Here is a 14,136-nt window from a genome sequence, read left to right as displayed (position 1 = left end):
TTAGGGGGAGAAGTATATTTTGATCGTCGAGTTAATAGGCTGTACCAGCTCCGGGAAATCGACGTTGCTGAAAAAAATAGTCGACCAGCATCAGGGTGAGCGTCCTGAAGTGATAGCTGCGCAGACGTTTGTTTTGCGGGCCACACATCTGTCTTGGTTAAAAAATGTGATGCTTAGGCGAATTGCTATTAACCTGATCGGTTTGGTCTGTTGTTTACTTTATTGTCGTAAAAACATACCCATACTGAAATTATCTTTCGCTTACCTGAAACATCTTCCTCCTACCGTCAGTTTACGCGAGCGGATAAAAATAGCACGGATAGTGCTTCGAAATATCGGTATTTATGAGTTGATTAGTCATTGTGACAATGCGGAGAATATTGTAGTTCTTGATGAAGGCATCTTACATATTGTCCACTATTTGTTTGTTTATGAGTCGATTTCTCCTGATATAAAACAAGTAGATAAGCTTCTCTCACAGATACCTATCCCAGACGCTGTGATACTAGTGTCCGCACCTAAAAGAGTGCTTATAGAGCGAACGGTGGTTCGCGGTCATGAACGAATCAGAGCTGGTTCTTTTGAAGCGGTGGAAGCCTTCATCAGTCATGCCTTAGAAGTATTTGAATGCATTACAGCATCTTCTGAAATCAGACCAAGGTTAGTCGCCGTTAATTCCTGTAGCAATGTTAAACCTGTCGTTACTAATGGCTATCAGAATTCTGATGTAAATAAAATTATTGAAATTTTGATTAGTGGATGAATATATGGCAGAGCATGAACAGGGGATTGGTCGTGCAGCGGTGATAGCACTAGTGGGACCTGAAGCGACGGGTAAGACTACGATAGCTCGTGAGTTGGAAGGCTGGCTAGCATCCATGTACAAAGTCCGTGTCGTACATGTTGGGAAACCACCCGCAACCTGGTTAACGTATCCTGTACGTATATTATTACCCTTGGTGAAAGTGCTGTTTCCAAAAAGTAGGACATCAAGGTTAAAGGGTTATGTTACCGCGCCACAAAATTCTGATATCAGCGATGTGGAAGAACCCCAACGAAACACTATTTGCTTTTCAGAACTGCTCAATGCTCTCTGGAATATCTGTATTGCTTGGGATCGTCGTCAACTGTTAGTTTCCAGTCATAGAGCTGCCAATAATCATATGTTTATTGTATGTGACCGTTACCCTTCATATCGCTCTGGAGCGGTGGACAGCGCAAGGCTTACTTTGCATCTAGATCAAAAAGGGTTCAAGGCGTGGTTATACAATCAATTAGCATTGATAGAAAATCGAATATATAAGCAAATTCCAGCCCCAGATATTGTTTTTCAGCTTAGTGTTTCTCTTGAAACAGCAAAACAGCGCAACAGAGAGAGAGTCAAAGAAGACAAAGAAGGGGATGGGTATATAGAATCTCGTCGCCTACATGCGCAAAGCTGGCATCGAATGGGTAATGAAGAAATCTACCAGATTGATACTGAACAGACTTACGCTGATACGGTTAAAAGTGTCATCGATGTGATTAAGAAGACATTAAATGGGAAATGACAAATCACATTCTTCTCGTGTGCTCGATGGTGCTGCGATAACCACAGTGGCAGCGATAACTCAGGGGTTCGGCCAAATATTACTGCTTGCGGTATTGGCTAGGTATATCAGTCAGGAAGGGTTTGGACTGGTCACAGCAACATTGGTCGTTGTTGGCTTAGGGCGTCAATTTACAGAGTCATTGATAAGACCAGTTATTATCCAGAGAGAACATTTGTCTGTACAAGATATTGGAACCGCTTCACTGATTTCATGGTTTTTTGCATTTTGTGCTGTCGTCTTACTGTTTTACTTTGCTCCTTTGATAGGAAAAGCATTATCTGAACCAGATATCATCCCTGTTATTAAGGCTCTTTCATTTGTATTTGTCATTCAGGCACCGTCTCTGGTCGCTGAAGGATTGCTTTACCGTGAACTCAGGTACTCATCTGTTGCTTTCGCAGAAATGATGTCATTTTTGTTTGGTTATACACTGGTTGGCGTAATTTTGGCACTGGAAGATTTTGGTGTATGGGCTTTGGTTTGGGCATATTTAGCTCAGGTTGGAGTCAAATGCATCTTTATGATCTGGCAGAAGCCTAAAACGCTGATAATGGCTTTTCATTATCGAACTTTTCGTCAAATTATGTGGATGTCTGGCGGATTTAGTGTCGCTAAAGTATTGGGATATATTGCTACTCAGGTCGACTATCTGGTTGTTGCTGCAACAATGAGTTCCGCTGCTGTTGGTATATACGGCAGGGCATATCAATTAGTTGGCATGCCATCGATGCTGATTGGTCAGGTGTTGGAACGTATCATGTTTCCTCTATATTCCCGGCTGCAAAATGATCGAAAAAAAGCAAAAGATTATTATGGCAACGCCGTAGCACTCAGCTCAGCAGTAATGGCTCCTATGTCGGTCTTGTTCATCGTACTGGGGCCGGAAATTGTTCACCTTATCTTGGGATCTGGTTGGTCAGAGACAGTGCTACCATTGCAGATATTGTCGTGCACCATTATTTTTCGTATGGGATATAAGGTGAATGACCCCTTAACTAAGGCAACTGGCTTGGTCTATCAAAGGGCTTTTATACTGGCGATTTACGCTTTTGCTGTAGCCGGAGGTGCTTATGTGGGATCATGGTGGGGGTTACCTGGTGTTTCATTGGGAGTGTCATTAGCGATTGTTTTGAATTTTTTCTTGATGGCTCAATTAACCCTGCATTGGTTGGAGGCACCTTGGCGTTGGTTTGCCTTGAAACATATGCGAGCTGGACTGTTAGTTTTGTTTTACTTCCCTCTATTACAGGGGACCTCCTTACTATTACGCTATTTTGAGATAGGTTATTTAGGGGTTCTCTTCGGAGTTCTTGCCGTATTATTTATTTCAGTTTTACTGCAAGCGATTATTTGGCCTTCATACGTCTTCAATTCAGATGTACGATGGTTCTTTCGAATTCTTGCTTTGCGTATTAGGCCAAAACTAATTGGCGAACAGTCATCAAACAAAAGGAATGATGGCATTGTTGTGGAGCTTGATGGTTTAACCAAAGAAGAAAGAACAAGTATTCTAAAAATCATAATCAATAATTTAAGCAGTGAAGGTATCCCTTCATCAGATGTTTTAAAGCCTTTAAAACAGAACAAGTCATTGGTTGTTTATTCCCTGTATTGTTTAAACTTGGTCTACCATGCATTGAAACGATTTCCAAGGGCGACACTGTATGAAGTTCTGATGAAAATTGGCTGTGAAGCTCAAATACCACGTAATCTAATGACGAATCTAATCTCTTCTATAGCTTATAGAGAACTTGTGTCCAGAGCACAGTTTACACGAGGTGTTCACTTATTAGTTAGTGAGCCTGGAAAACCATTATCGAATCTCTTTAAGCCTGACATATATCTTAATATGACAGAATCTGAAGGGGAGATCGGGTTACGGGCGCAAAGGATAGCGATGTTACTAAAGTCTAACTGGTATGCTCGTAACGTCGAAGTTTAAACAGTTACTCGCTTGCAGAACCGTATTGAGGAGATAACAGTGAAAGGATGGCGGATCAGAAACGAACAAAGCCGCTGAAAATCAGCGGCTTTGTTCTTTGAATAGTGGCGGAGAGATAGGGATTTGAACCCTAGATACGCTATTAACGTATGCCGGTTTTCAAGACCGGTGCTTTCAACCACTCAGCCATCTCTCCGTTACGGGAGGTATAATAGTGAGTGACGCAAAACTTGTAAAGCCTTGAACTAACGAAAAAGAACTGTTTGCTTGTTTTGTAATCACAGGTCTATGCTGTGATAGGTAAGAAAGAATAAAAGGTCGTTTAAAAAGGGTATTTTGTAGAGTATTTACTTCATTTTGATAGAATTCAATAAAATGGTGTTTTATTGTTATCTTCATGAATTGTAAGAAATTATATGCTTTGAGTATACATGTGTTCGCCCGAAAGTGTTTGCAACATACTGTGAACTAATTCAAAATTAACTGGTAGAGCCAGTTGTGCTTAAAATTTCTAAGGGTGTTTATGAAGGTCACAAATCTATTTAAAGACAAAGTTGATGCGATTTCTGCTCATCAATCCGAGTTTATGAATTGGATGTCTCCAACGCTACGCGACTATTGGAGTGACTTTTTGGATAAAGCTCAACACAGTTTCCTGTTCTCGAAAGTGCGCGATCACCAGCAGCCAGCAATAAATGAAGAAGTCGCGCCTCAACCTGCTCCAATCGTAATGGATCCTGAAGCTCAAAAACTTTATGCAGAATTAGCAGGGAAAATCGGTGAAGTGATTCATGTTGGTGAATGGGTCAATGTATCTCAAGCTCGCATTAATCAATTTGGTGCGGTGACCGAAGATATGCAATGGATCCATACTGATCCAGAGCGTGCATCTGAAGAGTCACCATTCAAAACGACCATTGCACATGGCTTCTTAACCTTAGCATTACTACCAAGACTTACAGATTCGGTTGATTCAGATAGGCCTCTCTTCCCAACAGCTAAGCTGGTCGTAAACTTGGGTTTAAACCAAGTACGTTTCCCTTATCCGGTAAAAGCGGGTAATAACGTTCGTGCGGTGAGTACGCTGACTAAAGTAACGCCAATCAAGAAAGGTCTTGAGATTGAGCGTGAAATCAAAGTTGAAATTGAAGGTGTGCGTCGTCCGGGTGCAGTCGTTATTTCAGTTATTCAGTTACATTTCTAATCAACGACTAATGGAATTAAAAAAGAGAGCATGAAAATGCTCTCTTTTTGTTTAACTGTTTTTTACTGATCGAATTTCTTTACTGGCGTGTAGCCATATTCCGCAACGGCTTTTTGGCCTTCTTCAGATTTCAAGAACGCAACGAAGTCTTTTCCCGCTTTGTCTAGAGCGTCAACTTTATACAGAATCAGGAAAGGCCTCGCCAAAGTGTATTTGTGGTTTGCGATATTTTCTGGCGTAGGCTCAATACCACCAAACTGGATAGGTTTCACTGAGCGGTCAACTGAACCCACCGAGATAAACCCGATTGCGCGAGTATTATGGTTTACGATGGTTTTCACCATGCTGTTACTGTTTACAACCAGGTTATTTGGGCTGATATCTGAAACCAAACGATCATTTACGATTTTGGTCAGGCCCATTAAACTTTCGAAACTGTAACGCGAGCCTGACGAAGCTTCTCGAGTTACAACTGCGATAGGTTGATCTGTACCGCCCACTTCTTTCCAGTTCTTGATTTTACCTTTGTAGATATCAAATACTTGCTGTTGAGACAGGTTTTCTACAGAGTTTGCACGGTTTACTACAATCGCCAGACCATCATAAGCGATTGGGAAAACATTAAGGTCTTCACCTTTTTCGCTTTCTGTGAGATATCGGGAGCTCATTCCAATCTCAACGACGCCTTTGTTCACCATGGTGATACCTGCGCTCGAGCCAATGCCTTGAACAGCAATATAATCATCAGGGTGCGTTTTATTATACTCTTCAGCTAGCACGTCCATTACACGAGCGACGGAGGTCGAGCCTGAGATGTTGACTTCTTTCGCCATAGCTGAAGGAAGGGAAATGGCCATGGCTAGCAGAGTCGCCACAGTAAAACGAAACATATTAAACTCCATATACGGTATAAAGCAGCGCTTATGATATTTCGTTCAGGTTACACTTTTGTGAATCGACACGGCTTGGCGTTGTGATTTGTTGTATCTATATTCAACTAGAGTAGTATTGGGAGTTACTGTTGGGTCGAAAGAATTACATTTCACTCATAGGACGAGAAACGCTCGAACAACCACCCCCGCTTTTAATGGTACAAGGGTGTATACTAAGAACTACCTGTCAGGAGAACGTTCATGTCTGTGTCTCAAATAGCGACCAGTCGTTTATACAAGTTAGTTCACTCGCTATGCTCTGAACGTAACGCTAATTTGCCTGTAGAGCTGGGTAAGTGTCTTTATGAACCAATAGAAAATGGGGTAGAGCTTTATCGAGCTCATTTTCTATTAGATTCTCAGCACAGTGAATATACGTCTCCGGTCGCGAAGATTTTGTTTGATGATAAAACGCAATTGTGGCGCTTCTATATACCGAGCTATCGTACGGGGGATTTGAAGTGGGTACCGTACGAAACCTTGCCATATAGCGAGTCTCTAGAAGTACTGTTGGGTGAGCTTGCAACCGATCCTAAGGCTTGCTTCTGGGATTAAGGATACAGGTATCTCCTTGTAAATAAGATATAAAAAAGGCGCTCTTAGAGCGCCTTTTGGCTTCCTTTAAGTGTTATTCACTAACAGCTTGTTGTTCTTTTTCTGCTGGTTGTTCAGCGAACACCTGAGTTGGTTTGGCAACTAAACTGCGGTTTTCTTGGTTCACATCAGCCAGAACGAGTTCCAGTGTATCCCCAAGCTTGAACACTACCTCTTTGTCGATAGAGATAGTACCGTTGTCACCGTTGCACTCAATGCGCTCTTTGTTTTCAATAATCAGCGCGCCAGGAATAAATGCTGCTGCACCGTTTTCAAGGAGGCGTACGCGCGCGCCTGCGCGATTGATATCGAAAATCTCACCTATGTAGCGAGTTTGCTTACCTGGCTCTTCCGCAAGAGTACGTGCGTATAGCCAGTCAGAAACATTACGCTCCGCAATTTTGTGGTGCTTACGGTGCAATGCCAGTTCCTCGCCAACCTGATCATCAGGTTTTTGAACCGGCTCTTTGTCCAGAATAACGGCTTTCAGCATACGGTGGTTTATCATGTCACCGTATTTACGAATTGGGGAAGTCCACGTCGCGTAGATATCTAAGCCCATTGCATAGTGAGGAAGTGGCTGGTTACCAACTTCACTATAGGCTTGGAGCTTGCGAATGCGGTTATCAAGATAAGGGGTTTCTTGAGTAGATAACCAACGACGCAATGCTGCAAAACCTTCCAAAGTCGAGATTGTGTCTGCGGTGAACCCCAATTGATTTTCGGGATCCACTAATTGAACTACTTCTTCAATCTTCTCTGCTTTAAGACCTGAGTGAGTATTGAACACACCAGTTTCGAATTTCTCACGCAGAGTCCGGCCTGCACAGATATTCGCTGTGATCATTGACTCTTCTACAAGACGGTTTGCGCTGCGACGCATATCTGCATGGATCGCAATAACGTCATTGTCTTCACTTAGTTCGAAGCGGTAATCAGGACGATCTGGGAATACTACGGCATTCTTTTCACGCCAGTCAGCGCGAGCAAGAGAGAAGTCGTACAGATCACGTACGATAGCAGAGATTTCTTCTGATGGTTGCCACACGTCTGAACCACCGATTTCCAGCCAGTCAGAGACGTGGTCATAAGCTAGACGCGCGTGAGATTTGATGTTAGCGGCGAAGAATTTAATGTCGTCTCCAATCACACCGTCTTTGCTCACAGTTACGGTGCAGCAAAGAGCAGGGCGGATTTCACCTTCGATCAATGAACATAAATCATCAGCGAGATCGCGAGGTAGCATAGGAATGTTACGACCTGGCAGATAAATCGTATAGCCACGTTCACGTGCAACTTTGTCCATTTGGTCTTCAGGCGTGATATAAGCCGTTGGATCAGCAATCGCGATAGTTAGCTCAAAATCGCCAGATTCTGTCTTCTTAGCGTACAACGCATCGTCCATATCTTTGGTGGATTCACCATCGATTGTCACGAAAGGTACATGAGTCATATCGACGCGCTCTAGGTCTGCGTCGTCTTTTAATTCCCAGTTCTCGATACCTGCTGGCTCTGAGTTTGGCAGATCGTTTTGTGCCAACGTTACCCACCAAGGTGCGATTTTGTCGTCAGCATCAGTGATTTTTTCTGAGATTTCGACAAAGAAGGTGTTATCCCCGTTTAGAGGGTGACGAATAAGATGGGCTACAACCCAGTCACCTTCATTGAAGTTATCTGGCTTTTGGCCTTTCTTCAGTTTCGCTTTCAACGACAGTTTTTTAAGCTGAGGGTGGTCAGGAACGACATTCAGCTTCCCTTTGAACATTTTTACTCGGCCAATAAAGCGAGTAAGAGACTGCTCTAACAGTTCCTGTGGTTCTGCGACTTCGCGTTCGTTTTCTGTACGAATAATGGCGACGACTTTGTCACCATGCATGCACTTTTTCATGTACGCAGGCGGAATGAAGAAGCTGGTTTTATTGTCCACTTCAAGGAAACCAAAGCCTTTATCAGTTGCTTTGATCGAACCTTCTTTTTTTGGCAGGTTTTCTTGGATTTGCTGCTTAAGTTGGGCTAATAGCGGGTTATCTTGAAACATCTTTACTTAACTTACCGATGGAGTTGGGCACACTATAATCATTGCGAGCTATTATTACTACCTGTAGAGCGCAATTTCACTGTTAATTTAGCCTAAGTTAATAGGCATAAAAAGTGAGTAAACTTACTTTGATTTGGTGATGAAATGGCCAATTTTCAAAGTGCGTCTCTCTAAGGAGAATGGTGGGTTGGCGGTAAAATATGCAGGAAGTGCCGCGGTAGAGAATAAATTGTGATGTATTTCAATTTTTTCTGGCTTTTTTTATGCATTTAAGGAATAATCCGCCTCCCTTAGTCGTCCCTAATGGCTTATCGCGGTTGTGTACTGTGCTAATTCCTATCTGAATGGATTTAGTAACTGGATGAATCAGTATCGAATTGGAAGAGCATATGGGACTGTTTTTTTGTTTAATTAAGTAGGATCCCAATGCAAGATTCTGTTATTCAATTCAGTGATTTATCGCTGAATGATTCTATCCTTTCTGCTCTAGACGGAATGGGTTTCGTGTCACCAACTCCAATTCAGGCTGCGGCAATCCCACACCTGTTGGAAGGTGTTGACGCGCTGGGTAAAGCACAGACGGGTACAGGTAAAACGGCAGCATTCTCTCTGCCTCTTCTAAACAAACTAGATCTTGATCAACGTAAACCACAAGCAATCGTACTTGCACCAACGCGTGAGCTAGCGATTCAGGTTGCCGCTGAAATGAAGAACCTTGGTAAAAACATCAATGGTTTGAAAGTTCTAGAAATCTACGGTGGTGCTTCTATCGTAGATCAAATGCGTGCACTTAAGAATGGCGCGCATGTTATTGTTGGTACGCCTGGCCGTGTTCAAGACCTTATCAACCGTGAACGTCTACACCTGGACGAAGTGAATACTTTCGTACTTGATGAAGCGGACGAAATGCTGAACATGGGTTTCGTGGACGACGTAACTGCAATCATGGAGCACGCTCCTGACTCAGCACAACGCGTTCTGTTCTCTGCGACTATGCCCCCAATGTTGAAAAACATCGTTGAGCGCTTCCTTCGTGAACCTGTAATGGTTGACGTTGCCGGTAAGAACCATACTGTAGACAAAGTTCAACAGCAGTTCTGGGTGGTGAAGGGCGTAGAGAAAGATGAAGCGATGTCTCGTCTTCTTGAAACTGAAGAAACAGATGCATCTATTGTCTTTGTACGTACTCGTCAAGACACTGAGCGTCTGGCTGACTGGTTGTCTGCACGCGGCTTCAAAGCAGCTGCATTGCACGGTGACATCCCTCAGTCTCTACGTGAGCGTACTGTAGATCACATCAAACAAGGTGTTATCGACATCCTAGTAGCAACGGACGTTGTTGCACGTGGTCTTGACGTTCCACGTATTACTCACGTATTTAACTACGACATCCCATTCGATGTTGAGTCATACATCCACCGCATCGGTCGTACAGGTCGTGCTGGACGTAAAGGTAAAGCGATCCTGTTGGTTCGTACAAACCAAATCCGCATGCTTCGTACTATCGAGCGTGTAACTAAGTCTTCTATGGAAGAGATCCAACTTCCACTGCGCGACCAAGTTGCAGAAGCTCGCTTGGCTCAACTTGGTGCTGAGCTAGAAGCTGAGAAAGAACACAAATCACTAGACAAGTTTGCTGAGCTTGTAGAGAAGCTACAAACTTCTCTTGAAATCGACCCAGCAACACTTGCTGCAATGCTTCTTAAGCGTCAACAAGGTAAGCGTCCTCTGTTCTACATTGGCGAAGACCCAATGGTTGAAGCGATTGAGCGTGACAAGCAACGTCGTAAAGAGCGTCGTGACGATCGTCGTGAAGGTGGTAGTGGTAGTTCTCGTAGCTTTAGTAACCAAGATTGGGATACTTACCAGCTGCAAGTTGGTCGTGAGCAAGGCGTTCAAGTTAAAGACATCGTTGGTGCTCTGGCGAACGAACTTGGTCTAGGCAAAGGTTCTATCGGTGCGATCAAACTGGCTCAAGGTCATACATTCGTACAGTTACCAAAAGCAATGACTTCTGACGCTGCGAACAAGCTAAGCAAACTACGCATTCGTCAACAAGATGTTGGTGCGGTAGTTTGTGATTTCGATGATTTCCGCGAATCTCGTGGTGGTCGCCGTGATGGTGGTGCTCCTCGTCGTGATGGCGGTCGTCGTGAAGGTGGCTTCCGTGGCAACCGTGAAGGCGGTAACCGCGATGGTAACCGTGATGGTGCTCGTCGCGAAGGTGGCCGTCGTGAAGGTGGTTTCCGTTGTAACCGCGAAGGTAACCGTGAAGGTACTGCTGAACGTCGCTTCGATCGTAACCGTGGTGGTGACCACCGTGGTAACTACCGTGGTGAACGTGGTCACGGCCGTGCTCGTCGCACACCAGAAGCATAATCAAACCTGTATATTAGACATATCTAGGTAAGATAAAATCTGATTTGGAAAAGCCGAGCGTAATGCTCGGCTTTTTTATATTAAAATTTTAATGTATTGAATGTTAAGCGCGGAGATATTGGGTCTGTTTTTCGTCGTGTTCTGTCACCCAGTTAATCACTTCATTGAGTGGAAGAGCAGGGCAAAACAAGTAACCTTGGATAATGTCACAGCCACGATTACGTAAGAAGTGCAGTGTATCCATATCTTGTACACCTTCTGCCACCACGGAATAACCTAACCCATGGGCAAGTGCGATTGTATTTTCAACAATCGATCGGGACCCCTCAGTACGATTCGCTGTTGATAAAAAAGATCGGTCGATTTTAATCTGATCAACAGGTAGGTCTCTCAACAACGATAAAGACGAGTAGCCAGTACCGAAATCATCCAGACTGATTTTTATGCCAAGCCCCTTAATTTCATTGATCAACGGGTTAAGTTCTTTGACCCTGTCTATCGCCATTGTTTCTGTGATCTCCAGACTGAGAAGTGAGGAGAATTCTGGATTCTGTCTCAATAACACTTCTAATCGAGTAAGCAACAAGTTCGATGACAAATCTTTTGCGGATAAGTTGACATGAATCGGCAGCTTAATGCCTTTATCTATGAAGGTCTTCAGGTCTTTTTCTACCTGACCGAGAACCCACATCGTGATGTTGTTAACCTGGTTACTACGCTCGGCGATTGGGATAAAATCATTGGGAGATATGTTGTTACCTTCCTTATCTCGCCAACGAATCACCGCTTCAAAGCCAACCGCTAAACTTGTACGAGCGTCAATTAATGGCTGATAGAACAGGCGAAATTCATCTTGTTCAAGAGCAGATTGTATACGTGAAGAAATTTCTAATTGGTATTTGGCACCGACATTCATACTGTCGTTATAAAATGCAGAAAGATAGCCGTTACTTTTAGCGTGATACATGGCGACATCAGCATGTTTGATCAACAGCTCGTTGGATTCTGCGTCTTGGGGATAAGTACTTATGCCAAAGACAACACCTGAAGAAACCTGAAATTCATCGAGATGGAAGCGATCAGACAAGGCCGTATTCAATTTTTCTATGAGTTTCATGCCTGACTGCTCTGTAGCGGAAGAAGTAAGAATCACGAACTCATCACCACCTACTCGGAATATTTTGTCGCCTTCTTCGAGCGTATCTTGCAGTCTCTTTCCAATTTGAATCAGCAGTTGGTCACCACAAAAATGTCCCATTGCATCGTTAACTTGTTTGAAGTTCACCACATCAAAAAGGATAACGGAAAAAGGCAAACCAGATTCAATGCGCTCGTTAATCATTTCAAAGCAATATTTTCGGTTAGGTAGACCTGTCAGAGAATCATGAAAAGCATTGCGTTTTTCTCGTTTAGCAAGAGTGTGTAACTCTATGATGGAGTCGTTACTGAACTTTATGACAAATACGACAAATAGGCTGCCAGCGAATAAGAGCAAAGCGATACCAGTTTCGAGCGTTGACACTGTTGGGTTCTGCGCAACGGTGTACAGGAACGCTGCATAGGCTACGATGAAGTAGCTTATTAACACCAATAACCAAGTCCACCCAGCAACATCTGTTTTTGAGCGAATGTTTTTTGTCATTAGCCAACCGAAGCAAAGCAAAAGTAAGCCTACACTGACGAGTAAAAGCGCGATTTTGGGCACGTTAACCACCGATTTATTTATGATTTATTTATATATTTGTAGTTTTATTTATCTAATAAATAACTTAGCTCATTGATTGTAAAATAGACAAGTCAGTGAAGTCACAGATTTTTCTTATTTCCTGATTTTTTTAAGTATCAAATAAAATCAAAAACTGTCCTAGATCAATAAAAATTGCTCAATCAGAATAACGAGATTAAAAGATAGTTGAAAGATTCAAAAATTATTGAATAATAGAAAGACAAACAAGATGTACAAGTACGCAGCGCGGATGCGCAATTACAACCTCTGCTCCACAACAGGATAACTATTTCATGTCTAATTCGTTTGTACTGGTGATCAACTCAGGTAGCTCATCACTAAAATTTGCGGTCATTGACTCGGCTTCAGGTGACGCAGTGCTCAGTGGTCTGGGTGAATGCTTTGGCCTTCCAGACTCTCGTATGAGCTGGAAATTCAACGGCGAAAAACACGAAGTTTCTATCGAAGGTGAAGGTAGCCATCATAAAATCGCTATCGGAAAACTGGTAGGTTTAACAGAAGAGTTGGGCCTGGCTAAGGACATCGTGGCGGTAGGTCACCGTATTGTGCACGGTGGTGAGAAGTTCACGAAAACCGTTCGTATTACAGACGAAGTAACTAATGAAATAGAACAACTTTCAGATCTGGCTCCACTGCATAACCCAGCAGGTGCAATCGGTATTCGTGCTGCAATTGAAGCATTCCCGAGCCTACCTCAGTTTGCTGTATTCGATACTGCTTTCCACCAAACTATGCCTCAAAAAGCGTTTACAGGTGCGATTTCACATGAGCTGTACAAAGAATATGGTATCCGCCGCTACGGTTTCCACGGTACCAGTCATTACTTTGTTAGCCGCGAAGCAGCAAAAATGCTCAACAAGCCAGTAGAACAATCGAGCTTCATTACGGTTCATCTTGGTAATGGTGCATCGGTTTGTGCGATTAAAGATGGAAAATCGGTAGATACATCAATGGGCTTCACACCGCTGGCGGGCTTAATGATGGGCACTCGCTCTGGTGACCTTGACCCAGGTATTATCGAGTTCCTGATGAAAAAAGGTTGGACTCAAGAGCAAGTATTCGAAACGCTGAATAAGAAATCTGGTTTCTTGGGTGTATCTGGGGTGACATCTGATGCTCGCGGTATTCTACAAGCAATGGAAGAGGGCCATGAAGGCGCTAAATTAGCGTTTGAGGTATTTACTTACCGCGTTGCAAAATACATTGGTTCTTACCTTATTCCTTTAGACCACTTAGATGCGATTATCTTTACTGGCGGTATCGGTGAAAACTCTTTGGATATTCGCCGTGAAGTGCTGAAGAATCTGAATCTGCTCGGCTTTGTTGAAGATGTAAAAGGCAACGAAGCTGCAAGATTTGGCAACTCTGGGGAGATTGGCAAATCAGAGCTACTTGGTACGAAAGTACTTGTAATTCCTACTAATGAAGAGTGGGTTATCGCTCAACAATCGGTAGAACTGCTGTAAAGCGGCAAATTTTGGGAACTAATTCAAAGCCCTTTCCTTTTAGTGGAAAGGGTTTTTTTATTCTTAATCGCTCTATGGACGTTATCGAATTTGCTTGGTTGGCAATGGTATTCACGATGGTGCGAGCCATGTCTCCGAACCAAGTCTTTCTTTCTCAACCAAACATCTCGAAGTTATTTGGGTATAACTCTTCTGAAAAACTCTTGTCCATGTATAATACTTTCGTTTCGCAAATGTTAACG

The 14,136-nt window shown here is 43.2% G+C and carries 10 protein-coding genes and 1 tRNA gene; 7 read left to right on the top strand and 4 right to left on the bottom strand.

All coding sequences use genetic code 11. From position 1 onward, the window contains the following. Positions 1-64 precede the first annotated feature (64 nt). From WJM94_RS17605 to WJM94_RS17595, 3 genes are read left to right on the top strand one after another with little or no spacing between them, the layout of a single operon-like run. On the top strand, positions 65-763 hold the full coding sequence (locus tag WJM94_RS17605; protein ID WP_444495499.1) for a hypothetical protein: 699 nt from the start codon (positions 65-67) through the stop codon (positions 761-763). Between the two features lie 4 nt (positions 764-767). Next, positions 768-1,550 (top strand): hypothetical protein, encoded by a 783-nt coding sequence (locus WJM94_RS17600; protein ID WP_444495498.1) that lies wholly within the window; start codon positions 768-770, stop codon positions 1,548-1,550. Next, entirely contained in the window at positions 1,540-3,534 is a 1,995-nt protein-coding gene (locus WJM94_RS17595; protein WP_444495497.1) for a lipopolysaccharide biosynthesis protein, read from the top strand. Before WJM94_RS17600 ends, WJM94_RS17595 begins: the two co-directional genes overlap by 11 nt. Positions 3,535-3,639: 105 nt before the next feature. Here the strand turns inward: WJM94_RS17595 and WJM94_RS17590 are convergent. After that, positions 3,640-3,730, bottom strand: a tRNA-Ser gene (locus tag WJM94_RS17590). A 327-nt stretch (positions 3,731-4,057) separates the two neighbouring features. Here WJM94_RS17590 and WJM94_RS17585 point away from each other — a divergent pair. Further along, a complete protein-coding gene (locus tag WJM94_RS17585) occupies positions 4,058-4,738 on the top strand; it encodes a MaoC family dehydratase (protein WP_444495496.1) in 681 nt (226 codons plus the stop codon). Between the two features lie 62 nt (positions 4,739-4,800). On the opposite strand, the gene WJM94_RS17580 is transcribed toward WJM94_RS17585, so the two are convergent. Then, positions 4,801-5,628: a phosphate ABC transporter substrate-binding protein gene (locus WJM94_RS17580; RefSeq protein WP_444495495.1), complete on the bottom strand. Its 828-nt coding sequence runs from the start codon at positions 5,626-5,628 to the stop codon at positions 4,801-4,803. Between the two features lie 243 nt (positions 5,629-5,871). Between WJM94_RS17580 and WJM94_RS17575 the strand changes: the two genes are divergently transcribed. Next, positions 5,872-6,225, top strand: a complete 354-nt coding sequence (locus WJM94_RS17575) for a DUF3024 domain-containing protein (protein WP_444495494.1) — start codon at positions 5,872-5,874, stop codon at positions 6,223-6,225. A 73-nt stretch (positions 6,226-6,298) separates the two neighbouring features. On the opposite strand, the gene rnb is transcribed toward WJM94_RS17575, so the two are convergent. Further along, entirely contained in the window at positions 6,299-8,302 is a 2,004-nt protein-coding gene (gene rnb, locus WJM94_RS17570) for an exoribonuclease II (protein WP_444495493.1), read from the bottom strand. Positions 8,303-8,728: 426 nt separating this feature from the next. Between rnb and WJM94_RS17565 the strand changes: the two genes are divergently transcribed. Continuing rightward, positions 8,729-10,681, top strand: coding sequence for a DEAD/DEAH box helicase (locus WJM94_RS17565; protein WP_444495492.1), 1,953 nt, complete (start codon positions 8,729-8,731; stop codon positions 10,679-10,681). A gap of 103 nt (positions 10,682-10,784) precedes the next feature. Here the strand turns inward: WJM94_RS17565 and WJM94_RS17560 are convergent, their stop codons facing one another. Continuing rightward, a complete protein-coding gene (locus tag WJM94_RS17560) occupies positions 10,785-12,323 on the bottom strand; it encodes a putative bifunctional diguanylate cyclase/phosphodiesterase (RefSeq protein ID WP_444495491.1) in 1,539 nt (512 codons plus the stop codon). 377 nt (positions 12,324-12,700) lie between these two features. On the opposite strand from WJM94_RS17560, the gene WJM94_RS17555 reads away from it, so the two are divergent. After that, the gene (locus tag WJM94_RS17555; protein WP_444495490.1) at positions 12,701-13,894 is read left to right on the top strand and encodes an acetate/propionate family kinase; all 1,194 of its coding nucleotides are present in this window, start codon (positions 12,701-12,703) and stop codon (positions 13,892-13,894) included. The last annotated feature ends 242 nt before the right edge of the window (positions 13,895-14,136 follow it).

It is taken from the genome of Vibrio sp. YIC-376, assembly GCF_052353105.1.
Classification (GTDB): Bacteria; Pseudomonadota; Gammaproteobacteria; order Enterobacterales; family Vibrionaceae; genus Vibrio.
The sequence above is the reverse complement of the archived record's forward strand: the minus strand, read 5'-3'. Positions and strand labels throughout refer to the sequence as shown.